At 66.2% G+C, this 23,172-nt stretch carries 23 protein-coding genes and 1 other RNA gene; 17 read left to right on the top strand and 7 right to left on the bottom strand.

Going from position 1 to position 23,172, the window contains the following annotated elements; translation table 11 throughout:
• The first annotated feature begins 44 nt into the window (after positions 1 to 44).
• The 4 genes from miaA (at position 45) to ABE454_RS00865 (ending at position 2,552) form a co-directional block, all read left to right on the top strand.
• Entirely contained in the window at positions 45 to 926 is an 882-nt protein-coding gene (miaA, locus tag ABE454_RS00850) for a tRNA (adenosine(37)-N6)-dimethylallyltransferase MiaA (RefSeq protein WP_346528076.1), read from the top strand.
• A 13-nt stretch (positions 927 to 939) separates the two neighbouring features.
• Positions 940 to 1,307, top strand: a transfer-messenger RNA (tmRNA) gene (gene ssrA, locus ABE454_RS00855).
• A 142-nt stretch (positions 1,308 to 1,449) separates the two neighbouring features.
• Positions 1,450 to 1,947: an SspB family protein gene (locus ABE454_RS00860; protein WP_346528077.1), complete on the top strand. Its 498-nt coding sequence runs from the start codon at positions 1,450 to 1,452 to the stop codon at positions 1,945 to 1,947.
• A 113-nt stretch (positions 1,948 to 2,060) separates the two neighbouring features.
• Positions 2,061 to 2,552: a hypothetical protein gene (locus tag ABE454_RS00865; RefSeq protein WP_346528078.1), complete on the top strand. Its 492-nt coding sequence runs from the start codon at positions 2,061 to 2,063 to the stop codon at positions 2,550 to 2,552.
• Positions 2,553 to 2,608: 56 nt separating this feature from the next.
• Here ABE454_RS00865 and ABE454_RS00870 read toward each other — a convergent pair whose 3' ends face one another.
• Complete coding sequence (locus ABE454_RS00870) at positions 2,609 to 2,965, bottom strand: RusA family crossover junction endodeoxyribonuclease (protein ID WP_346528079.1); 357 nt, start codon at positions 2,963 to 2,965, stop codon at positions 2,609 to 2,611.
• 105 nt (positions 2,966 to 3,070) lie between these two features.
• Between ABE454_RS00870 and fumC the strand changes: the two genes are divergently transcribed.
• On the top strand, positions 3,071 to 4,462 hold the full coding sequence (gene fumC / locus ABE454_RS00875; RefSeq protein ID WP_346528080.1) for a class II fumarate hydratase: 1,392 nt from the start codon (positions 3,071 to 3,073) through the stop codon (positions 4,460 to 4,462).
• Between the two features lie 63 nt (positions 4,463 to 4,525).
• Here the strand turns inward: fumC and ABE454_RS00880 are convergent, their stop codons facing one another.
• Both ABE454_RS00880 and ABE454_RS00885 read right to left on the bottom strand, forming a co-directional pair.
• Entirely contained in the window at positions 4,526 to 4,921 is a 396-nt protein-coding gene (locus ABE454_RS00880) for a YccF domain-containing protein (RefSeq protein WP_346528081.1), read from the bottom strand.
• A 94-nt stretch (positions 4,922 to 5,015) separates the two neighbouring features.
• Positions 5,016 to 5,249 carry a DUF2171 domain-containing protein gene (locus tag ABE454_RS00885; RefSeq protein WP_346528083.1) on the bottom strand — a complete coding sequence of 78 codons (234 nt, stop codon included), beginning with the start codon at positions 5,247 to 5,249 and terminating at the stop codon, positions 5,016 to 5,018.
• A 44-nt stretch (positions 5,250 to 5,293) separates the two neighbouring features.
• Here ABE454_RS00885 and ABE454_RS00890 point away from each other — a divergent pair, with 44 nt between their 5' ends.
• Positions 5,294 to 5,572 (top strand): DUF4169 family protein, encoded by a 279-nt coding sequence (locus ABE454_RS00890; protein WP_346528085.1) that lies wholly within the window; start codon positions 5,294 to 5,296, stop codon positions 5,570 to 5,572.
• A gap of 6 nt (positions 5,573 to 5,578) precedes the next feature.
• Here the strand turns inward: ABE454_RS00890 and ABE454_RS00895 are convergent, their stop codons facing one another.
• Complete coding sequence (locus tag ABE454_RS00895) at positions 5,579 to 6,907, bottom strand: GGDEF domain-containing protein (protein ID WP_346528087.1); 1,329 nt, start codon at positions 6,905 to 6,907, stop codon at positions 5,579 to 5,581.
• Between the two features lie 188 nt (positions 6,908 to 7,095).
• Here ABE454_RS00895 and ABE454_RS00900 point away from each other — a divergent pair, with 188 nt between their 5' ends.
• On the top strand, positions 7,096 to 8,049 hold the full coding sequence (locus ABE454_RS00900) for a YihY/virulence factor BrkB family protein (RefSeq protein ID WP_346528088.1): 954 nt from the start codon (positions 7,096 to 7,098) through the stop codon (positions 8,047 to 8,049).
• Here the strand turns inward: ABE454_RS00900 and ABE454_RS00905 are convergent.
• A complete protein-coding gene (locus ABE454_RS00905; protein WP_346528090.1) occupies positions 8,015 to 8,254 on the bottom strand; it encodes a sulfurtransferase TusA family protein in 240 nt (79 codons plus the stop codon). The two genes, ABE454_RS00900 and ABE454_RS00905, sit on opposite strands and share 35 nt — an antisense overlap.
• A complete protein-coding gene (locus ABE454_RS00910) occupies positions 8,251 to 8,745 on the bottom strand; it encodes a CinA family protein (protein WP_346528092.1) in 495 nt (164 codons plus the stop codon). The genes ABE454_RS00905 and ABE454_RS00910 overlap by 4 nt, the downstream gene beginning before the upstream one ends.
• Before the next feature lie 73 nt (positions 8,746 to 8,818).
• Between ABE454_RS00910 and ABE454_RS00915 the strand changes: the two genes are divergently transcribed.
• From ABE454_RS00915 to metH, 10 genes are all read left to right on the top strand, one after another.
• The gene (locus tag ABE454_RS00915; protein ID WP_346528094.1) at positions 8,819 to 11,095 is read left to right on the top strand and encodes a spermidine synthase; all 2,277 of its coding nucleotides are present in this window, start codon (positions 8,819 to 8,821) and stop codon (positions 11,093 to 11,095) included.
• Positions 11,096 to 11,183: 88 nt separating this feature from the next.
• The gene (locus ABE454_RS00920; protein ID WP_346528095.1) at positions 11,184 to 11,795 is read left to right on the top strand and encodes a TIGR02466 family protein; all 612 of its coding nucleotides are present in this window, start codon (positions 11,184 to 11,186) and stop codon (positions 11,793 to 11,795) included.
• An 89-nt stretch (positions 11,796 to 11,884) separates the two neighbouring features.
• Positions 11,885 to 12,838 carry an alpha/beta hydrolase gene (locus ABE454_RS00925; protein WP_346528096.1) on the top strand — a complete coding sequence of 318 codons (954 nt, stop codon included), beginning with the start codon at positions 11,885 to 11,887 and terminating at the stop codon, positions 12,836 to 12,838.
• Between the two features lie 114 nt (positions 12,839 to 12,952).
• Positions 12,953 to 14,620 (top strand): energy-dependent translational throttle protein EttA, encoded by a 1,668-nt coding sequence (ettA, locus tag ABE454_RS00930; RefSeq protein ID WP_346528098.1) that lies wholly within the window; start codon positions 12,953 to 12,955, stop codon positions 14,618 to 14,620.
• A 76-nt stretch (positions 14,621 to 14,696) separates the two neighbouring features.
• The gene (locus tag ABE454_RS00935) at positions 14,697 to 15,290 is read left to right on the top strand and encodes a GNAT family N-acetyltransferase (protein ID WP_346528099.1); all 594 of its coding nucleotides are present in this window, start codon (positions 14,697 to 14,699) and stop codon (positions 15,288 to 15,290) included.
• Between the two features lie 35 nt (positions 15,291 to 15,325).
• Positions 15,326 to 16,255: a 2-hydroxyacid dehydrogenase gene (locus ABE454_RS00940; RefSeq protein WP_346528102.1), complete on the top strand. Its 930-nt coding sequence runs from the start codon at positions 15,326 to 15,328 to the stop codon at positions 16,253 to 16,255.
• Between the two features lie 135 nt (positions 16,256 to 16,390).
• Entirely contained in the window at positions 16,391 to 17,353 is a 963-nt protein-coding gene (locus ABE454_RS00945) for an ArsR/SmtB family transcription factor (RefSeq protein ID WP_125900922.1), read from the top strand.
• A complete protein-coding gene (metF, locus tag ABE454_RS00950; protein ID WP_346528103.1) occupies positions 17,353 to 18,300 on the top strand; it encodes a methylenetetrahydrofolate reductase [NAD(P)H] in 948 nt (315 codons plus the stop codon). The genes ABE454_RS00945 and metF overlap by 1 nt, the downstream gene beginning before the upstream one ends.
• Positions 18,300 to 19,376, top strand: a complete 1,077-nt coding sequence (locus tag ABE454_RS00955) for a homocysteine S-methyltransferase family protein (protein WP_346528104.1) — start codon at positions 18,300 to 18,302, stop codon at positions 19,374 to 19,376. Before metF ends, ABE454_RS00955 begins: the two co-directional genes overlap by 1 nt.
• 135 nt (positions 19,377 to 19,511) lie before the next feature.
• Positions 19,512 to 22,226, top strand: a complete 2,715-nt coding sequence (gene metH / locus ABE454_RS00960) for a methionine synthase (RefSeq protein ID WP_346528107.1) — start codon at positions 19,512 to 19,514, stop codon at positions 22,224 to 22,226.
• On the opposite strand, the gene ABE454_RS00965 is transcribed toward metH, so the two are convergent.
• Positions 22,223 to 23,146 carry a LysR substrate-binding domain-containing protein gene (locus ABE454_RS00965; protein WP_346528109.1) on the bottom strand — a complete coding sequence of 308 codons (924 nt, stop codon included), beginning with the start codon at positions 23,144 to 23,146 and terminating at the stop codon, positions 22,223 to 22,225. The two genes, metH and ABE454_RS00965, sit on opposite strands and share 4 nt — an antisense overlap.
• Positions 23,147 to 23,172 lie beyond the last annotated feature (26 nt).

The raw sequence follows: 23,172 nt of genomic DNA on the forward strand, positions 1-23,172 counted from the left end.
ACAGGCGTTCTATCGCCGTCAGCATCCGTTCGCGAGTTGATCCTTTGTCCCAGCCTCACATCACCCTGATCGCCGGGCCTACCGCCTCGGGCAAGTCGCGTCTGGCGATGGAACGGGCGCGCGCGACGGGCGCCGTCATCATCAACGCCGACAGCCAGCAGCTGTATGCCGACCTGCGGGTGTTGAGCGCCCGCCCCTCGGCCGAGGATGAAGCCGCCCTTCCGCACCGCCTCTATGGCGTGGCCGACGCTGCCGACGCCTGGTCCGTCGGGCGCTGGAGCCGGACGGTCATGGACCTGCTGGCAGAGTTGGCCGCCGAGGGTCGCCCCGCCCTGCTGGTCGGCGGCACCGGCCTCTATTTCAACGCCCTGACCAAGGGGTTGGCGGAGATTCCTCCTGTATCCGTCGAAGTGCGTGATGCGGTGCAGGCGGAATATGACGCCACAGGCGAAGCCGCCTTCCGCCGTCGTCTGGCCGAAGTCGATCCCGCCGCCGAGGCCGCTGTCTTTCCCGGCGATCGCCAGAGGCTGGTCCGCGCCCTCAGCGTGCATCGCGCCAGCAGTCGCGCCCTCAGCGACTGGAAGGCCGACACCCGGCCCCTGCTGGCGCCCGGCAGCTATGAGGCCCTGATCGTGGAGCCGCCGCGTGAGCGCCTCTACGCCTCATGCGATGCGCGGGTGGATATGATGATGGCGCACGGTGCGCTGGACGAGGTGCGCGCCCTTGTCGCCCGCGACCTGACCCCTGATCTGCCCGCGATGAAGGCGGTCGGCGTGCGGGAACTGGCGGCGCATCTGGCGGGCGACCTGTCGCTGGACGACGCCATCGCGGGGGTGAAGCAATCCACCCGCAACTACGCCAAGCGCCAGCTCACCTGGTTCCGCAATCAGCAGCGCGACTGGCCCCGCCATCCCGGCTTCGCCTGAACTTCTTCGCCAGCCTCTTGGAAGGTCGGGCCGCCCATACTATATTGATCCTGCTCGGGTTCGCCCGGGCTATGGCGATAAACGCGCCTGTAATAAGCGGACCGGACCCGGGTGCGATTCCCGGCGGCTCCACCAACTTCTTCCCCGCGTTATCGGCGGAGGCAGCATGGGGCCGACTAGCATCGACGGACGTGTAAAGAGGATTGCTTTCGCTCGTCCTGGCCCACCGTATCGGGCCTTTATCTAACTGCGAACGATAACTTCGCTGGAGAAGTCCGCCTCGCCGCGTAATGCGGTTCGGTTGATTTCGAACTTAAACTCCTAGGGGTTCAGATCCTTAGGCGGGGCCCGGGGGGCGCCTGGCAACAGAAGCCCCCCACTTCTCCGACATTTCGGGAGCCTGGCGACAGATACCGGCGCTTCTCTCCAAAGTCGAAATTCCTTCTGCGACGGCGACTCTGCGTCTTCCGTCGCCTGCGCTTGGCGGGTAACAGTCGCGCGTTCCCTTTGTCTTGAGGCGCCGATGACGGATCAAACTCCCCCTGTCGACGAGATGCACTATGAGCAACTCGCCCAGGACGCCCTGCGCGGCGTGATCCGCCTTGCGCTGGAGCGCGCGGCCGAGCCTGAAGGCATTCCCGGCGCTCACCACTTCTACATCACCTTCAAGACCCGCGGCGCGGGGGTGAGCGTCCCGCCCGACGTCCTGGCCAAATACCCGGACGAGATGACGGTTGTGCTGCAGCATCAGTACTGGGACCTTGAGGTCGAGCCGGACCTGTTCTCGGTCATGCTGAAGTTCGGCGGCGCGCCCAAGGTGCTGACCGTCCCCTACAGCGCCGTGGTCCGCTTCTATGACCCCAGCGTGCAGTTCCTGCTGCAGTTCGACGAGCCGGAGATCGTCGAGGCCGAAATCGCCCCCCTGTCGCCGCCTGCGCGCGACCCGGACGCGGTTCCGCCTTCGTCGTCGGACGACGACGGGCCCAAGGTCGTGTCGCTGGATCAGTTCCGCAAGAAATAGCCGGGCGGCCCGATCAGGGCCTTCAATCCGTCTTGCGGCGCGCAACCATCACGTTGAAACAGGCGTTGCAGCAGCATTGCTGCTCCTCCCCCTCCTGACTCGAAGGTTGTTTCATGCGTCTGTTCCTGATGTCCGTCGCCGCCGTTTCCCTGACGCTGGCCGCCTGCAGCCAGCCGGAAGCGACGCCGCCTGCTGACACGCCCGCCGCTCCGGCTGAAACGGCGCCCGCCGCGACTGACACGGCGGCCTCGGACTGGAGCGCGCTGAACGCTCAGGCAGGCAAATATCCGAACGACACCGGGCTTCTGGAAAACAGCCCGATCACCGCCGATCTGAAGGCCCTGCTGGGCAGCAAGTTCGACGTGTTCACGACCAATATGCAGACCCAGTCGCCGCTTGAGAAGGAAGGCGCCGTCCTCTTCACCTCGGGCAACAAACCGCATGAAGGCGGGTCCAGCGCGGCCTATCTGCTGATCGATACGGCGACCAAGGCGCTGGAAGTCGGCCTGTGGGAAGGCGGCAAGCTGACCACCTACAAGACCCCAGGCTCGAACATCGCCAAGCCTGCTGATATCCAGGCGCTGATATCGAATTTTGCCGGCTGACCGTTCAGCCTGACGTCCAAAGCACAGGGGTCGCGCACGTCGCGGCCCCTTTTTTTCTAGAGAGGACGTCGGGGAAACACCCTTATGGTGATCCGCTCACGCTCGCCTTCGCGGCGCTCGACCAACAGGCGGGCCACCTGGCTGTCGTCATGGAACAAATAGCCCTTGATGGCGTCCAGCAGGGCCTTGGCCAGATTGTCCAGATCCATCCACGGCGGATCGCCGACGTGCTCCATCACGATCTCGACGACGTAGTCGCCCCACGATGGACGAGACGTCCATTCCTTGCGCATGAACTCATAGACCAGCGGCTTGTAGTATTTGGCCTGGGTCGTCAGGCCGTCGATGGTGATCTCGACCGCCTCGCCCTGTTCGCGCGCCCTGACCTTTCCGGTTCCGATCCAGCCATCCACGCGCCGTCCGCCTTTCGTGATCAGCGGCTCGCCTTGCTCCGCCGCGTCTGCGTGCTACACCCCCCGGCATCTTCCCGCCACGCCTGAGAGACGAGTCCCGCGCACATGAGCAAAGTTCGTATCGAAACCGACACCTTCGGCCCCGTCGAAGTCGCCGCCGACCGCTATTGGGGCGCCCAAGCCCAGCGTTCGCTCGGCAACTTCAAGATCGGCTGGGAAAAACAGCCCCTGCCGGTCGTGCGCGCCCTGGGCATCGTCAAACGCGCCGCCGCCGAGACGAACCGTGATCTGGGCAAGCTGGACCCCAAGCTGGCCGACGCCATCATCGCCGCCGCCAATGAAGTGATCGAGGGCAAGCTGAACGACCACTTCCCGCTGGTCGTCTGGCAGACGGGGTCGGGCACCCAGTCGAACATGAACGCCAATGAGGTGATCTCGAACCGCGCCATTGAGATGCTGGGCGGCGAGATGGGCTCCAAGAAGCCGGTCCACCCCAACGATCACGTCAACATGAGCCAGTCGTCGAACGACACCTATCCGACGGCCATGCACGTCGCCTGCGCCGAGCAGGTGGTCAACGACCTGATCCCCGCGCTGAAGCACCTGCACGCCGCGCTGGACGCCAAGGCCAAGGCCTGGGCGCACATCATCAAGATCGGCCGCACCCACACCCAGGACGCCACCCCGCTGACGCTCGGTCAGGAGTTCGGCGGTTACGCCCATCAGGTCGCCATGGGCATCGAGCGCATCGAACTGACCCTGCCGCGCCTGATGGAACTGGCTCAGGGCGGCACCGCCGTCGGCACCGGCCTGAACGCGCCCGTCGGCTTTGCTGAAAAGGTTGCGGCGCAGATCGCGGGCATCACCGGCCTGCCCTTCACCACGGCGCCGAACAAATTCGAGGCCCTGGCCGCCCACGACGCCATGGTCTTCACCCACGGCGCGATCAACACGGTCGCCGCCTCCCTCTTCAAGATCGCCAACGACATCCGCTTCCTGGGCTCTGGCCCGCGCGCCGGTCTGGGCGAACTGTCGCTGCCGGAAAACGAGCCGGGCTCGTCCATCATGCCGGGTAAGGTCAACCCGACCCAGAGCGAAGCCCTGACCCAGGTCTGCGCCCAGGTGTTCGGCAACAACGCCGCCCTGTCGTTCGCCGGCTCGCAGGGCCACTTCGAGCTGAACGTCTACAACCCGGTGATGGCTTACAACTTCCTGCAGTCGGTGCGCCTGGTCGCCGATGCGGCCATCAGCTTCACCGACAACTGCGTCGTCGGCATCGAGCCGCGCGAGGACAACATCAAGCACGGTCTGGAAAACAGCCTGATGCTGGTCACCGCCCTGAACGCCAAGCTGGGCTATGACACCTGCGCCAAGATCGCCAAGACGGCTCACAAGAACGGCACCACCCTGCGTCAGGAGGCCGTCGGCGGCGGCTATCTGACCGACGCCGAGTTCGACGAATACGTCCGTCCCGAAAAGATGATCGCGCCGCAGTAAGCTGCGCTCATTCTGAGAGCTGAAGACGCCGGCCGGGTTCGCCCCGGCCGGCGTTTTTCATGCCTAGCGCTTGTCGCGGATGGTCCGGCCCACCGGCGCCAACGACAGCCGCGCCAGTTCCACATTCTTCAACGCGAACGGAATGCCGATCAGGCTGACGAACTGCGGCACGGCGATCAGCAGATGCGCCAAGGCGATGTACCAGCCCGCCAGCACCAGCCAGATCACATTCAGGCCAAGGCCCATACAGCCTGCGCCCAGATCGGCCGGATCCGGATCACGCCAGACGATCTCGCGTCCGAACGGCCAGAAGGAATAGCTGGCGATCCGCCACGCCGAAAACGCCCACGGCAGGCCCACGACCGTCAGCGCCAGCAACAGGCCGCCGAACAGCCACGCCAGGCCCGATGCGAACCCGCCCAGAAAGAACCACAGCAGGTTCAGGATCAATCGGATCATCGCATCGCCTCTTTTGCGCTTCGGATCGCTCCAATATGGCGAAAGGCCCCGCTGATGACAGCAGGGCCTTCATGAATTCGCCGAAAGGCGGGCGCTAGTGCTTCTCGACCCAGCGCGCCTTGGCTTCGTCCTTGGTCAGGCTCAGGTGGACATGGTCATCGACGCGATCCACCCAAGACACCGGAATCAGATGGTGTTTGAGGCCTGCGCCGAGGTCAAGTTTGGCCAGTTCGATCTGGTCGCCCAGCACATGGTCGACGCGGCCCACGTGGCCGCCGTCCGAACCGACGACTTCCTGATGTTCCTTGATCATTGAGACGTTTATCATTGACGCTCTCTCCGTTACTGCAGGGACAGTGTCGTAACGACCTGATGGCCAGAGGGTTCACGGCAGAGCTGGGGCCTTATGGCGTGGCGCGTCGTGATCTTCAGGCGCCGTCTGCATTTCCGGGACGCAATCCGATGGGCGAGATCGTCAATCTGAACAAGGCGCGAAAAGCCCGCGACAAGGTCGAGGCCAGACGCACGGCCGAGGCCAACCGCCTGACATACGGCCGAACGCGCGCCGAACGTCAGGCCGAACAGACCCGGCGTGATCGCGACGCCGCCCATCTGGACGGCCACCGGCTGGACGACGACGCCAAGGACTGAGGCGCGTCAGGCCGTATGGGCCAGCGTCCGCTCCACAAAGGCGTCCGGCGCTTCTTCCGCCCTCAGTTCATGAACGGCGACATCCAGTTCGACGACAAAGGGCGACTGGTTCGGGCCAGCGTCAAAGGCGGTGCAGGCGATCACTGCCGCAATCCGCTCTGCCGTCAGGCGCGCCGCCGCCTCACCGGCCGCAGGCAGAATCAGGGCGAACGCCTCGGGCGACAGGCGCGCCGCCGTGTCCTCGACCCGCACCAGACGCGATATCATCGCCCCGATCTGCGGCATGGCGCGCTCCAGCCATCCGCCCGTGCGGACACGGGTCATGGCCTCGCTGTCGGCCACGCGAAGTACGCAGACGGACAGGCGGCGGCTGCGATCGCGCACGCCCTGCGCAATGCGTCGCAGATGCTCAAGACACAGATCCCGGCTGAACAGCCCCGTTTCCGCGTCCATCAGCCAGCAGCCGCGCACGCTGTCCAGCGCGCGCCTCAGCCCCAGTTGCCGCCGGTGATTGCGCGCCAGCGCCAGAACCCGCTCCGCCGCCGCCTCTTCCGGCATTTCGGCGGCGACGATGTCGGCGAACCCGCGCCGGAACAGGTCATCAAGATCAGGCTCGGCCCCGTCGCGCAGATAGAGCGTCACCGGAATATGATAGAGGCGCGTGTTCCGTCGCATTCCGGCGGCGATGGACAGGGCCGCCGCCTGACTGGCGTCGCCCCACAGCACGGCGGCGTCAAAGGCGCGCTCATGCAGATAGTCAAAGGCCGTATAGGGCGTCGGCGCCGCGACCACCTCGGCCCCCGCAGCCTCAAGGGCGTTGGACAGGGCCAGAAAGCGGCGATCCATCGCGCCCGCCGTCAGCACCAGCAACGGCCCCTCGCCCTCGGCCGGATCCGGCAGATCGACGCCATGCGCCGCGAAAGTGGCGCGCCGCAGGATGAATTCCTCTTCGGCGACGGCGGCGCGGGTCATCTGCTCCAGACGCAGCGCGGTCTGGACCGGATGTGGATTCGCAGGCGTCACCAGATCACAGGAAAGGGCCGCCGGATCCGACGCCTCGCCCAGTCCCAGAATCGACAGATAGCGGGGCGCGGCGCTGCGTCGCAACTCAGCCAGCCCGGCCTCGGCCGCGCCCGCCCCCGCCATATCCGCTCCAGCCAAGACAGCCAGATCAACCACGGCGGCGTCCACCGGCATGTCCGACGCCGCCAGAACGGCCGAATCCAGCGATCGCGCGGTAATGGTGCGCCAGCCCAACAGATCCAGCCCTTCGCAAAGGGAACTCAGCTGATCGTCGGCGTCAGCGACGATCAGAACGCGCGGCTCGGCTTCCAAACACAGTCCCCCCGGACGGGCCGGTCCGCTCCTGCGACCGCGCCAGACCCGATCATGATACCGGCGCCGCCAAGGCCCGCAATGGGCAAGAGCGATCATCAGATGACGACATTGGGACTTCTCATTGCGGGACGAATGAGGTTAATCCGCTCCTTTGCTGACTGCCCGGACGATGGCCGGATGATTGATTGACCTTTTCCAAGCCGATCATGGCCCAACCCCGCCTGCTGCTGCGCCTGACGACCCGGGCCTTCAGCCGCAGTTGGGGGCGCGACGTCATGCTCTATACGGGCGGCGTCTCCTTCTTCGCCCTGCTGGCGCTGTTTCCGGCGATCGCCATCCTGATCGGCTTCTACAAGGCCGTCCTGAGCATCGGGCAGGTCAGCGAGCAGGCGGCCGCCCTGGCGGACGTCATCCCCTCGGCCGCTCGCACCCTGTTTTTGAACGAGATCGACCGGCTGGCCAACGCCTCGGCCCGCACCGTCTCAGCCCAGAGCGCCATCGCCCTGATCATCGGCGCCTATGCCGCGCACAGGGGGTTCAAGGCCCTGCTCGCTGGGCTGAACCTGATCCATGACGAGACGAACCCGCTGGGGTTCTTTAAATTCAATATGCTGGCCTTCCTGGTGGCGCTGGCGGCCTTCGTCCTTTTCACCGTGGTGTCGGGCGCCGTGGTGACATCGCGCCTGATGGAGCACGCCTACGCCAACCAGCCGGTCGGCTGGCTCGCCCTGCCGCTGGACGGTCTGTGGCCCGCGCTGGGACTGTGGCTGGGGCTGACCATGCTTTATCGCTACGCCATGGCCCACGCCAAGCGCGTGGCGTGGAAGGCGGCGATCATCGGCGGGCTGGTGGCCACGGTCATGTCCAGCTTCTTCTCGTGGCTGTGCTCCATCTATGTCGAGCAGATCGTGCATCTGGGTGCGACCTATGGTTCGGTCGGCGCCGTGGTGGTGCTGCTGATCTGGCTGTCGTGGAACGTCAACGCCGTCTTCTACGGCGGCGCCTTCGCCACGGAGCTGGAGATCGAGTGGGAGCAGCAGGCGACGCCGCCAGAGCTGTTGCCCCAGCCGGACAATCTGCCCGGCAAGCTCCCCGCCACAGTCGTCAATCTGTCGGAGCGGCGCCAGTCTCGACAGTGATGTTCAGGACGCCGTCGACCTCGTCGATCTGAACCACGCGGCCGCCCAGTTCCTGCATCAGAAACGGCACGTCGATCCGCGCCATCGCATCGGTGGCCAGCAGGGTGAGTCGCACGCCCGCCCCCTGCCCTTCCATGGCCTTGCGCAGGCGAAGGCTGGGCACCGGACAGCGGTGGCCGCGCGCATCGACCGTGACCACGCTCATTCCGGCAGGGCCTCCAGCAACAGGCCCAGCGCCGTCCGCACGCTCTCCAGCCGCACGGCGTCGCGTCCGATGTCGCCGAATCGTTTTTCCACATGAACCGTCCGGCCGTCGGGGCCATGGGCGGCGAAGTGCACCAAACCGACCGGCTTCTGCGGCGAGCCGCCGCCCGGCCCCGCTATGCCCGTCACCGACACCGCCGCCGAGGCCCGTGAGCGCGCGACGGCGCCCTCAGCCATGGCGCGGGCCGTCGGTTCGGACACAGCGCCGAAGCGCGCAAGCACGTCCTGCGGCACGCCCAGCATCTCGACCTTGGCCTCATTGCTGTACGTGACGAAACCCCGGTCGACCACGGCGGAGGACCCAGCGATGGCCGTCAGCGCCCCGGCGACCAGCCCGCCCGTGCAGCTTTCAGCCGTGGCGACCATCAGACCGGCCGCCGCCGCGCGACGGATCACGGTCGCGGCGGTCGTCTCTATGTCCTGCGGCAACATGAAAATACGCTCCGTCCCGATTTCGTCATAGCCTCGCCAGACGGAATCAGCCGCCCGACGTCGAAAGCCGCGCATGACCGAACAGATTCTGACGCCGGCGCATCGCAGGATCGATGCGATAACACCTGCAGCCTTCGCCGTCGCCGTCTTCACCTCGGCCAGTCTGGTTTTCACGGTCCAGCCTATGACGGCCAAGCTGGTGCTGCCCCTGCTGGGCGGATCTCCGTCGGTGTGGAACACCGCCATGGTCTTCTTCCAGGCGGCCCTGCTGGCGGGGTATCTCTATGCCCACCTGCTGCAGAGGATACCGTCGGTCCGGGCGCAGGCGGCGGTGCATCTGACCCTGCTGGCGGCGGCGGCGCTGTTTCTGCCGCTCAGCATCACCCATGCGCTGGGGGATCCCGATTCGAGCGCGCCGGTCGGCTGGCTGCTGGGCGCGCTGGCGCTGTCGGTCGGCGCGCCGTTCGCCGTGCTGTCGGCCACAGCGCCCCTGCTGCAGGCTTGGTATGCAAAAGCGCGGGCCGGGCGACCGGACGGCGCCAACCCCTATGTCCTCTATGCGGCGTCCAACCTCGGCAGTTTTCTGGCGCTGCTGGCCTATCCCGCCGTGATCGAGCCGCTGGCCTCCCTGTCGGGTCAAAGACTGGGCTGGACGGCAGGCTATGCTGTCTTCGTCCTCATGCTGGTGGGGCTGATCGTCCTGATGCCGCGTGCGACACGCAGCGCCGCCCCCGCCTTCAAGGCGCAGCGCAGCCCGCCTATTCCGTGGCGGCGCAAGGGCGTTCTGGTGCTGCTGGCCGCCGCCCCGTCCAGCCTGATGCTGGGCGTCACCGCCCATCTGTCGACCGATGTGGCCTCGGCGCCCTTTCTTTGGGTCGCGCCGCTGGCGCTTTATCTGCTGACCTTCGTCATCGCCTTTCAGGCGCGGCCGTGGATTCCGCTGTCCGTCACCCTTGTCGTGCAGGCCGCTCTGACGGTGTTGATCGCGGCGCTGGTCGGCATGTCGACCGGCCACTGGTTGAGCCTGCTGGGCCTGCATCTGCTGGGCTTCTTCTTCACCGCCCTGATGTGCCACCAGCAGATGGCCGCGCGACGACCGGCGCCCGACCGTCTGACAGAGTTCTATCTGCTGCTGTCGCTGGGCGGCGTGCTGGGCGGGGCCTTCACGGCCCTGCTTGCGCCGGTCGTATTCAGGACGGTGCTGGAATATCCGCTGGTGATGGTGCTGGTCTGTCTGGCCCGTCCGTGGCTGGGCACACGCCCGGCCCGATACGAAATCGTGCTGATGGCCGGCGGCGTCTTCATGGCCGGATTCACGCCGCTGCTGTTTGAAATGCTGCGCTATGATCCGGCGCTGCTGAAGGCGTTCAGCGATTTCGGCCTGACGGAGACGGCCCAGATCATCCTCGGCGTCGCCGCCCTGTGCGCCTTCGTGGTCCGGGACCGGGTTCTGATGTTCACGGCCGTGGTCGCGATCATGACCCTTACGGCGTCTCACATCGGCCGCGGCTATGACTGGAGCCTGACCGAGCGCAGCTTCTTCGGCGTCATGCGCGTCGCGATCACACAGGATCCGAAGATGGGCGGCGATGTTCATGTGCTGATGCACGGCACCACCCTGCACGGCGCACAGGCGCGGCATGGCGATTTCGCCTGTGCGCCGACCCTCTATTACGCCCCCACCACGCCGCTGGGCCAATCGGCCGAACTGATTCAGGCGCGCGGCCCCGGCGCCGTCATCGGCGTCGTCGGTCAGGGTTCCGGCGCCATGGCCGCCTACAAGCGCGCCGGCGATCGTATGACCTTCTTCGAGATCGACCCCATGGTCGACCGAATGTCGCGCGATCCGAAGTGGTTCACCTACATCTCGAACTGCGCCGAAGGCCCGATTCGCACGGTTCTGGGCGACGCGCGCCTGACGCTGAACAGGGAAGCCGCCGGAACCTATGACCTGCTGGTCATCGACGCCTTCTCATCCGACGCCGTGCCGACCCACCTGCTGACGCGCGAGGCGATCGAAGGCTATCTGCGTCTGCTCAAACCGACAGGCGTCGTCGTCCTGCACCTGTCCAACCGCAATCTGGACATCACCCTGCCCGCCGTCGCCGCCGCGCGCGAATTGGGCGCCGCCGAACTGCATCAGGTCTACATCGAACACCCCGAAGCGGCCCTGATGGCCGAGGCTTCGACCGAGGCGCTGGTCATCTCACCCACGGCCGAGGGTCTCGCCGACTTCAAGGCCGACGGTCGCTGGCGCAAACTGGCGCCGACCGAGGTGCGGCCTTGGACCGACGACTACGTCAACCTGTTCGGCGCCCTGATCCGCAGCATGAAGGCGCGGGCTTCGTGATCCCGACGGGACGCCGTCGGAACCAGAGGGGCAGGCGGCGGCGCCTTTTTCGCCTTCTCCTGCCAAACCGGACGCGTTATCCCGCCCCATGCCTACGCGATCCCTCTTCGCCACCCTTGTTCATGAAGACAGCCTGACCGCTTCGCCGGGCTGGGCGGAACTGCATGAGGAACTGCTCGATCTCTGCCTGGTCATGGCCGAGGAGGATGAAGCCGGGATCGAGTGGTGCCGGGCCAACCATTATCCGGGCTATACGTCCTATGGCTCGATCAACGACCTGCCGCAGCGGTTTCCCGAGTTCGCGGCGCTGAAGCGTCTGCTGGACAGGCAGGCGGCGACCTTCGCACGGTCCCTGCATTTCGATCTGGCCAAGAAGCTGAAGCTGGACAATCTGTGGGTCAACGTCCTGATGCCCGGCGGCGGCCACACCGGCCATATCCATCCCCACGCTGTGCTTTCCGGCACCATCTATATCCACATTCCCGACGGCGCCTCTTCGCTGAAGATCGAAGACCCGCGCCTAACCATGATGATGGCCCGCCCCGGCCTGACCGCTGACGCCGCAGAGGCCGAACAGCCCTTTGTCTATCTGAAGCCTGCACCGGGCACGGTGCTGATGTGGGAAAGCTGGCTGCGTCACGAAGTGCCCGCCAACCGCGCCGCCGAGCAGCGTATCTCGATCAGCTTCAACTACGCCTGACCATCGCAATAGAGGGCCGCACCGCCCTTCCCTCGCCGCATTTCGCCCGAAATCTGCGCCCAACGGCAAAGCTCCGGAGGGGAAACAGAATGCGGATTTTCAACGCGACAGCGGCGGCGGCCATGTTCACGACGGGCGCCCTGATGCTGGGAGCGTGCGGAGAGAAGGCCGATGCGCAGACCGCCCCCTCCGCCTCGGCCGCCGCCCCCGTCGCGGACGGCGCCCCCGTCGCGGACGGCGCCCCCTATGTGCTGCAGGGCACCCAGGTCTGGAGCGTGCCCGACCCCGTATCCGGCCGGAAATATCAGGTCTTCGTCAGCCTGCCTGCCAGTTATGACGCCGATCCGACCCGCCGCTATCCGACGCTTTATGTCACTGACGCCGACTATGCCTTCCCCATCATCCGCCAGATCGCGCGCCGGGTGAATCTGGAGGGGACGGTGGTGCAGGACTTCATTCTGGTCGGCCTGTCCTACGCCGAGGGCGACAGCGGGGCGGCAAGCCGTCGCCGGGACTACACCCCCACGCAGAATGGACCGCGCAACTCGGCAGGCGACATCCACGGCGGCGGCGCGGCCTATCAGACCTATCTGAAGACGGAAGTCCTGCCCTTCATCGAGCAGAAATTCCGCGCCGATCCTGCGCAGCGCGTGTTACTGGGGCATTCCTATGGCGGCCTGCTGGGCGCCCAGATTCTGTTCAGCGATCCGACGATGTTCAGCGGCTATGTGCTGGGCAGTCCGTCGCTGTGGTACGACAAACGTCATATGATGGGCGTCGAGGCCGACTATGCCCGCGCCCATGACGATCTGAAGGCGCAGGTCTTCATGTATGTCGGCGGCTATGAGGTTCCCGGCCCGGACCGCCGCAACACCAGCGGCGCCGACATGGTCGCCGACATGAAGACGCTGCAGAGAAATCTGCTGTCGCGGAACTATCCGGGCCTGAAGGTCAGTTCGATCGTGTTGGAGGACGAAGATCACCTGACGGTCGCTCCGATCGGCTTCACACGCGCACTGGAAGCGATTTTGCCCGCGCGCTGAAGAGCGCCTCCGAAAAGCCGCGCGCCTAGCCGAAGATTTGCCCAAAGGCGTCGGGATCGCTACATCCCCCGTCAACTTCCCCATCCGCACTGAATCAAGGGCGCGACGCGACGTATGGCGCAGCAATATATTTTCCAGATGCAGGGTCTAACCAAGACCTTCCCCGGCGGCAAAAAGATCTTCGAGAACATCTGGCTGAGCTTCTACAACGACGCCAAGATCGGCGTTGTCGGGGTCAACGGCTCGGGTAAATCCACCCTGCTGAAGATCATGGCCGGTCTGGACAGCGAGTTCCAGGGCGAGGCCCGCGCCGCCGACGGCGTCAAGCGCGGCTATCTGGAGCAGGAGCCCCACCTCGATCCGGCGCTGAACGTGCGCCAGAACGTCGAGGCCTGGTGCGAAGAGAAGCAGTGGGTCAACCGCTTCAACGAAGTCGCTGCCGAACTGGGCGAAAACTACACCGACGAACTGATGGAGGAGATGACCGCCCTCCAGGAGAAGATCGACGCCGGCGACGTCTGGGACATCGACAGCCGCATCGATCAGGCCATGGGCGCTCTGCGCTGCCCGCCCGACGACTGGGAAGTCACCAACCTGTCCGGCGGTGAAAAGCGCCGCGTGGCCCTGGCCCGCCTGCTGCTGTCGAAGCCCGACATGCTGCTGATGGACGAACCGACCAACCACCTGGACGCCGAGTCGGTGGCCTGGCTGCAGCACCACCTGGAGAACTTCCCCGGCTGCGTCATCCTGGTGACCCACGACCGCTACTTCCTGGATCAGGTGACGAAGTGGACGCTGGAGCTGGACCGCGGCAAGGGCCACCCGCACGAGGGCAACTATTCCTCGTGGCTGGAAGCCAAGACCAAGCGCGTCGTGCAGGAGCAGTCTGAATCCGAAGCCCGCCAGCGCGCCCTCACCCGCGAACTGGAATGGGTCCGCTCGGGCGCCAAGGCCCGTCAGGCCAAGTCCAAGGCCCGTCTGGCCGCCTATGAGAAGATGGTCGCCGAGCAGGAAAACAGCCGTCAGGCCCAGTCCTTCGCCGTCATCCAGATCCCGCCCGGCCCGCGCCTGGGCAACGTCGTGCTGGAAGTCGAGGGCCTGAAGAAGTCCTATGGCGACAAGCTTCTGTTCGACAACCTGACCTTCAAGCTGCCGCCCAACGGCATCGTCGGCGTCATCGGCCCCAACGGCGCCGGCAAGTCGACCATGTTCAAGCTGATCACCGGTCAGGAAACGCCCGACGGCGGCACGATCAAGGTCGGCGAAACAGTCAAGCTGGCCTATGTCGACCAGTCGCGCGACGACCTGAAGCCGGACGACACCATCTGGCAGGCCATCTCGGGCGGCACCGACATCATGATGGTCGGCAAGCGCGAGATCAACACCCGCGCCTATGTCGGCAGCTTCAACTTCAAGGGCGGCGACCAGCAGAAGAAGGTCGGCCAGCTGTCGGGCGGTGAGCGCAACCGCGTCCACCTGGCCAAGACCCTGGCCACCGGCGGCAACCTGATCCTGCTCGACGAACCGACCAACGACCTGGACATCGAAACCCTGCAGAACCTCGAGGAGGCGCTGGAAGAATTCGCCGGCTGCGCCGTGGTCATCAGCCACGACCGCTGGTTCCTGGACCGTCTGGCCACCCACATCCTGGCCTTTGAAGGCGACGGCCACGTGGAATGGTTCGAGGGCAACTTCGAAGCCTATGAACAGGACAAGATGCGTCGTCTGGGCGCGGACAGCATCATTCCCAAGCGCATCCAGCACCAGAAGTTCGGTCGCTGATCCGCCTGAACCGCTGATCCTTGGACGGCCCCTTTGGCCTCGGCGGAAGGGGCCGTTCGCCTTTCAGGAGGCCGCCATGTCCGTGCAAGCGCCGCTGATCGATGCAGATCTGATCCGCCGTTTCGGGCCGCCCGCGCCGTTGACGACACGGCTGCTGACGCGCGCGGAGCTGGATCGGTTGCCGGACATCGACCGGCGCGAACAGGTGCATGAGATCTATGTCGCCGACGCCCACGGCCGCCTGACCCTGACGCCATTCTTTCACGACACGCGCGGCTGGCCCGACGGCGAACTGGAGGCGGAACTGCCCATCCTTCGCCGCCATCTGGATCAGGGCGGCGCCGCCTTGGGCGTCTTCGATCATCAGGCGCTGATCGGCGCCGCTGTCCTGGCCGCGACGGGCGTGGGCGACTATCCGGACCTGCGCCAACTGGTCTTTCTGCATGTCGGCCATGACTGGCGCGGGCGCGGCGTCGCCTCAGCCCTCTATCGTCTGTGCGCAGAGGCCGCGCGACGCGGGGGAGCGTCCGGCCTCTATATCTCGGCGACGTCCACACGCCGCACCGTGGACTTCTATCAGCGTCTGGGCGCCGTCCCGACCGCGCAGCCCGACACCGCCCTGTTTCGGCATGAACCGGATGACATCCACCTGATCCACCGCTTCTTGTGACTGGCGCTCGCGTCAAACGCCGTTAGTCTGGCGCCATGACCCAGCGTCCCGCCGTCCTCATCATGCAGCGGCATCTGGCCCCGCTGAGCGCTTTCCTCGAAAGCGCCTGGGACGTCTATCGCTTCTGGGAAGGGCCCCCGCTTGAGGCGGCGGCCGACATCCGCGCCCTGATCGTCGCGGGCGAGTTCGAACTGGACAAGGCCCTGATCGAGCGCCTGCCCCATCTGTCGCTGATCGCCTGTTTCACCGCCGGTTATGACGGCATCGATGTGGAGTGGTGCCGCGCGCGCGGCCTGCCTGTGACCCATGCGCCCGGCGTGAACCACGAAGACGTGGCCGACCACGCCATCGGCCTGATCCTGGCCGCGCGCCGCCAGATCGCGCAGGGCGACCGCACCATCCGCGCGGGCGAGTGGAAGCTGTCGACGCGCAGCATCACCACATCGCTGGGCGGCCAGAGGCTGGGGATCGTCGGTCTGGGCCATATCGGCGAGGCCGTGGCGCGCCGGGCCGAGGTCATGCGGATGGCGGTCCGCTGGTGGGCGCCGCGCGCAAAACAGGCCGCATGGCCGCGCGCCGACAGCCTGCTGGATCTGGCGCGCGATTCGGACATTCTGGTCGTCGCCTGCCGGGCGGACGACAGCAACCGCGGCCTGATCTCGGCCGAGGTGATCGAGGCGCTGGGGCCGTCCGGCCTGCTGGTCAACGTCGCCCGCGGCCAGTTGGTCGATGAGGACGCCGTCCTCGCGGCGCTGAAAGACGGCCGGCTGGGCGGCGCAGCGCTGGATGTCTTCGCCCAGGAACCGACCGACGCGGCGCGCTGGGCCGATGCGCCCAATACGGTGCTGACGCCTCATACCGGCGGCGCCACGACCGAGGCTGTGCAGGGCATGTTGATGCTGCTGATGCAGAATCTGTCCGCCCATTTCGCAGGCGAACCGCTGAAAACGCCGGTCGAAGCGTAAGATTCGGCCTTCAGGGCCGTCTCGACCTCCATTTCGGACGCCGAAAGGATGATCCGTGCCTGCTTTGGGCCGATAGCGACGGTCTGCGATCAGATTTTGCTTGCATAAGCGTATAAGGATATCTTTATACGACCTATGACACTGACTGCTGATCAGACTGTAGAAGCCCTGCGCGCCGCCGGCGAACCGACCCGCCTGCGCGTCCTGTCCCTGCTGGCTGCGGAAGAGCTGTCGGTGATGGAGCTGTCGCGTGTTCTGGACCAGAGCCAGCCGCGTGTCTCGCGCCATCTGAAGCTGATGGCTGACGCCGGGCTGATCGAGCGGTTTCCCGATGGCGCGCGCGTCTTCTACCGCCTGTCGCACGACGCCCTGTCGCGGCGCCTGATCGACACCGTTCTGGACCTGCTGGACGACGGCGAGGGCGAGGCCGACCATCGCCGTCTGGACGAGGTGCGCAAGGAGCGCGCCATCGACGCCGCCCGCTATTTCGAGCAGATCGCGCCCCAGTGGGATCAGATGCGCAGCCTCTATGTCTGCGAAAGCGCGGTCGAGGCTGCGGTCGCACGCGCGGCCGGGTCCGGCCCGTTCGAGCGCGTGGTCGATCTGGGCACCGGCTCGGGCCGGATGCTGACCCTATTCGGCAAGCAGGCGAAGATGTCGGTCGGTCTCGACCTGTCGCAGAACATGCTGAACATCGCCCGCGCCAATGTCTCAAAGGCCGGGCTGGACAAGGTCGAGCTGCGCCACGGCGACATTTTCTCGACCCGCCTGCCGCACGAAAGCGCCGATCTGGTGATCGTGCATCAGGTGCTGCACTACCTCGCAGATCCCGCCGCCGCCGTGGCCGAGGCCGCGCGTCTGGTCATGCCGGGCGGCAAGCTGCTGATCGTCGACTTCGCCCCTCACAAGTTCGAGCACCTGCGCGAGGCGCACCAGCACCGCCGTCTGGGCTTCGCCGACGCCGAAATCCGCGAATGGCTGACCAAGGCGGGCCTGACCCCCTCGGCGCCCATCGCCCTGCCGCCCGACACCGAGGGCCTGACCGTTCACATCTGGACCGGCGAACGCGCCGCAAGCCCTGCCCGAAAGACCGCCTGATGGCCCCCTCCTCTCTCGCCGAAGCCCGCGCCCTGCTGCTGTCGCCGCTGGGCCCGGTCGCCCGCGCCGGTTCCAACCGCAACGCCGTCAACGTCTCTTTCGAGTTCTTCCCGCCCAAGACGGATGCGGCCGAGGCCAATCTGTGGTCGGCGATCCGTCGGCTGGAGCCGTTGAACCCGGCCTTCGTCTCCGTCACCTATGGCGCGGGCGGCTCGACGCGCGAGCGGACGCACCGCACCGTCCAGCGCATCATCAGCGAGACGGCCCTCCGCCCCGCCGCCCACCTGACCTGCGTCGAGGCCAGCCGCGCTGAAGTCGATGAGGTCATCGAGGGTTATAAGGCCATCGGCGTCGATCACATCGTCGCCCTGCGCGGCGACCCGCCCGGTTCGGCAGGCATCGGCGGGGCCTATACGCCGCGCGCCGACGGCTACGCCAACGCCACCGAACTGACCGCCGCCATCGCCAGCATCGGCGGGTTCGAGGTCACGGTCGGCGCCTATCCGGAAAAGCACCCGGAAAGCCCGTCCATCGACCACGACATCGAGGTGCTGAAGGCCAAGGTGGACGCAGGCGCCACGCGCGCCGTGACCCAGTTCTTCTTCGACATCGAGGCCTTCCTGCGCTTCCGCGACCGGGTGCGGGCGGCGGGGGTGACCATCCCCCTGATCCCCGGCGTCATGCCGGTGTCCAACTTTGCGGGGCTAAAGCGGATGACGGCGGCGTGCGGCACGGCCCTGCCCGACTGGCTGGCGGGCCATTTCGACGGGCTGGACAGCGACCCGGAGACGCGCAAGCTGCTGGCCGCCTCCATCGCCGCCGAGACCTGCGCCCGCCTGCAGGAAGAGGGCTTTTCGGACTTCCACTTCTACACCCTGAACCGGGCCGAGCTGGTCTATGCGATCTGCCGGGTGCTGGGCGTGCGTGAAACCAAGGCTGTTGCGTAATGACTTCCCCCCTGAGCCGCGCTGAACGGATCGCCGCCCTGCACGCGGCGGCGAAAGAGCGCATTCTGGTGCTGGACGGCAGCTGGGGCGTGATGATCCAGCGCCGCGACCTGACGGAAGAAGACTTCCGCGGCGAGCGTTTCCGCGACCACAACCACCCGCAGAAGGGCAACAACGACCTGTTGATCCTGACGCGGCCCGATATCGTCGCCGATCTGCACGACGTCTATTACGCCGCCGGAGCAGACATATCGGAGACGAACACCTTCTCCTCGACCACCATCGCGCAGGCCGACTACGGTCTGGAAGACGCGGTCTATGACCTGAACTACGAAGGCGCCCGCATCGCGCGCGAGGTCGCCGACCGCTGGACGCAGAAAGAGCCGCACAAGCCCCGCTTCGTCGCCGGCGCCATTGGCCCTACCAACCGCACCCTGTCGCTGAGCCCTGACGTCAACGACCCCGGGTATCGCGCCGTCACCTATGACGAGGTCTATGAGGCCTATAAGCAGCAGGCGCGCGCCCTGCACCACGGCGGCGTCGACATCTTCCTGATCGAGACGGTGTTCGACACCCTGAACTGCAAGGCCGCGATCAAGGCGATCAAGGATCTGGAGGACGAGGGGCTGGAGCCCCTGCCCCTGTGGATTTCGGGGACCATCACCGACCGTTCGGGCCGGACGCTGAGCGGCCAGACGGCGGAGGCCTTCTGGAACTCGATCCGCCACGCCAGACCGTTCGCTGTCGGCTTCAACTGCGCCCTGGGAGCCGAGCTGATGCGGCCGCACATCGCCGAACTAAGCCGTGTGGCCGACACCCTGGTCAGCGCCTATCCGAACGCGGGCCTGCCCAACGCCATGGGCCAGTATGACGAACAGCCCCACGAGACGGCTCACTTCCTCGAGGAATGGGCGCAATCGGGTCTGGTCAACATCGTCGGCGGCTGCTGCGGCACGACGCCCGACCACATCCGCCACGTCGCCGAAGAGGTCGCGGGCGTGACCCCGCGCGCCGTGCCGGAGCGCCCGGTCGCCCTGCGCCTGTCGGGGCTGGAACCGTTCGAGCTGGCGTCGTGATCACGTGCTGCTCTTTCCTTCTCCCCTCGGGGGAGCAGGTGGCCGCGAAGCGGTCGGATGAGGGGGCTGCCGGATGCGCGCTCAACCTCAGCCGTTCAGCCTGCGGAACCCTACCCCTCATCCGTCATGCTGCGCATGACACCTTCTCCCCCAAGGGGAGAAGGACTGCCTGCGGTCAATAAGATGCGTCCTGTCTTCATCAACGTCGGCGAGCGGACCAACGTCACCGGCTCGGCCAAATTCCGCAAACTGATCGTCGACGGCGACTACACCGCAGCCCTGTCGGTCGCGCGCCAGCAGGTCGAGGCGGGCGCCCAGGTCATCGACGTGAACATGGACGAAGGCCTGCTGGACGGCCCCGTCGCCATGCGCACCTTCCTGAACCTGATCGCAGCCGAACCCGACATCGCCCGCGTGCCGGTCATGATCGACAGCTCCAAATGGGAGGTGATCGAGGCGGGCCTGAAGTGCGTTCAGGGCAAGCCGATCGTCAACTCGATCTCGATGAAGGAGGGCGAAGACGCCTTCCGCCACCACGCGATCCAGTGCCTGCGCTACGGCGCCGCCGTGGTGGTCATGGCCTTTGACGAGGTGGGTCAGGCCGACACCGCCGCGCGCAAGATCGAGATCTGCACCCGCGCCTACGACATTCTGGTCAATGAGGTCGGCTTCCCGCCCGAAGACATCATCTTCGACCCCAACATCTTCGCCGTGGCGACGGGGATCGAGGAACACGACAACTACGCCGTCGACTTCATCGAGGCGGTCCGGGCGATCAAGGCCACCCTGCCTCACGCCCGCGTCTCGGGCGGGGTGTCGAACGTCTCGTTCAGTTTCCGCGGCAATGAGCCGGTGCGCCGGGCGATCCACAGCGTCTTCCTGTACCACGCCATCAACGCCGGTCTGGACATGGGCATCGTCAATGCGGGCGACCTGCCCGTCTATGACGACATCGACGCCGAACTGCGTGAAGCCGTCGAGGACGTGATCCTGAACCGACCGCAGCGTACAAACGTGTCCAACACCGAGCGGCTGGTCGACATGGCGCCTCGCTATAAGGGCGAGAAGGGCGCGGCCAAGGTCGTGGACCTGTCGTGGCGTCAGGCAACGGTCGCCAAACGCATCGAACACGCCCTCGTCCACGGCATCACCGACTACATCGTCGAGGACACGGAGGAAGCCCGTCAGGCGTCCGAACGCCCGCTGCACGTCATCGAAGGCCCCCTGATGGACGGCATGAACGTGGTCGGCGACCTGTTCGGCTCGGGCCGGATGTTCCTGCCGCAGGTGGTGAAGTCGGCGCGGGTGATGAAGCAGGCCGTCGCCCACCTCGAACCCTTCATGGAGGCCGAAAAGGCCGGTCAGGAACGTCAGGCCGCGGGCAGGATCCTGATGGCCACGGTCAAGGGCGACGTCCACGACATCGGCAAGAACATCGTCGGCGTCGTGCTCCAGTGCAACAACTACGAAGTCATCGATCTGGGCGTCATGGTCCCGGCCGATCGCATTCTGGACGCCGCCATCGAGCACAAGGTCGACATCGTCGGCCTGTCGGGCCTGATCACGCCGTCGCTGGACGAAATGACCTTCGTCGCCGCAGAGATGGAACGGCGCGGCTTCGACATTCCCCTGTTGATCGGGGGCGCCACGACCAGCCGCACCCATACGGCGGTGAAGATCGAGCCGAAGTATAACAAGGGCTCGACCACCTATGTCATCGACGCCAGTCGGGCTGTGGGCGTGGTGTCCGGCCTGCTGTCCCCAACTGACCGGGCGAAGAACGAGGAGGCCACCCGCGACGAATACATCCGCATCCGTGAACAATACGCCCGCGGCCAGGAGGTGAAGGCCCGCGCCTCGCTGCAACAGGCGCGCGACAACCGCTGGCGACCCGATGAGGCGCAACGCCCGGCCCCGGCGCCCTCCTTCCTCGGCGTACGCGCCTATGAGGCGTGGGACCTTCAGGATCTGGCCGACCACATCGACTGGACGCCCTTCTTCGCCAGTTGGGAGTTGATCGGCCGCTATCCGCTGATCCTTGAGGATGAGATTGTCGGCGAGGCCGCCCGCGACCTGTTCCGCGACGCGCAGGCCATGCTGAAACGCATCGTCGATGAGAAGTGGTTCACCGCCAAGGGCGTCGTCGGCTTCTGGCCCGCCAACGCCTGCGACGACGACGTCATCGTCTGGACCGACGAAACCCGCACATCGGAAGCTGCCCGCTTCCACGGCCTGCGCCAGCAGATCAAGAAGTCCAACGGCAAGCCGAACCTGTGCCTGTCCGACTTCGTTGCGGAAGACGGCGCCGATTATCTGGGCGCCTTCGCCGTCACCGCCGGTCATGGCGAGCTGGAAAAGGCCGCTGAGTTCAAGGCGGCGGGCGACGACTATTCCGCCATCATGGCCACCGCCCTGGCCGATCGACTGGCCGAGGCCTTCGCCGAGCGGCTGCACAAGGAAGTGCGCACCCAGCTATGGGGCTACATCCCCGATGAACAGACTTCAGTGCAGGACCTGATCGAAGAGAAGTATCAGGGCATCCGCCCCGCGCCCGGCTACCCGGCTCAGCCCGACCACACGGAAAAGGCTACGCTGTTCCGCCTTCTGGACGCAGGCGCCAATGCGGGAATGGAGCTGACGGAGTCCTTCGCCATGACGCCGCCCGCCTCGGTCAGCGGCCTCTACTTCGGCCATCCGGGCAGCCACTATTTCGGCGTCGGCAAGATCGACCGCGACCAGATCGAGGACTACGCCGCCCGCAAGGGCTGGGACGTTGAGACCGCCGAACGCTGGCTGGCGCCGATCCTGAACTACGACCCCGGCGCCATCGCGCGGAACGACGCGGCCTAGACAGCGAGCCGTTCCCCGTGCGCCTGCTGCTCAGCGCAGCCCGCGACGAGAAAATCGAGCAGCATCCGCACGGACGGCAGAAGGCCGCGCCGCGACGGGAAGACGGCGTGGACGATCCATTTCTTCGGCCGCCAGTCTGGCAGCAGGTCAACCAGTTTCCCGGCGTCCAGATCGCGCGCGACGGCCACCGTCGGCAGCAGGGCGACGCCCAGTCCGTGGACGGCGCCTTCGTGCAGCATATGCAGGTCGTCGGTCACAAGGCGCGGCGTGTGGCGCACTGAGGCCGTCATGCCTTCCGTATGGTGCAGCGCCCAGACGTGGTCCCGATGCGCCGGGCCGAAGTCGAGGCTGGGCCAGTTCGCCAGATCGGCCGGGCCGGTCGGTCTTCCCATGCGGTCGATCAGTTCGGTGCTGGCGACCAGTCGGTGCACGCTCTCGTCCAGCTTGCGCATGACCAGATCGGTTTGTTCCAGCGGCGGCTCGCGCACCCGGATCGCCAGGTCGAAGCCCTCGCCGATGACATCCACCCGGCGGCTGGTGCTGTGAAGCTGCACCTCAAGCTCGGGATACAGGGCCATGAAGCGGATGATCAGCCCACTCATCTGATAGGTCAGCAGGCCTGGCGCGCAGGCGACGCGGATCGTGCCGCACGGCTCGGACCGGGCGCCGTCGATCAGGGCCTGCGCCGCCTCGGCCTCGACCAGCATGGCGAGGCAGTGCTGGTAATAGGCCAGTCCGATCTCCGTCACCGAGAATTTGCGCGATGAGCGCTGGATCAGCCGCGTTCCCAGCTGGTCTTCCAGCGCGGCGATGCGGCGGCTGAGCTTGGACTTCTGCATGCCCAGCGCCCGCGCCGCCGGCGCGAAGCCGTGGTGATCCACCACCTGCACGAAATAATAGAGGTCGTTGAGGTCTCTCATCGTTCTATTGATAGAACGCAGCGAGG

Origin of the sequence: Brevundimonas diminuta (assembly GCF_039673845.1) — a bacterium.
Taxonomy (GTDB): Bacteria; Pseudomonadota; Alphaproteobacteria; order Caulobacterales; family Caulobacteraceae; genus Brevundimonas; species Brevundimonas diminuta_E.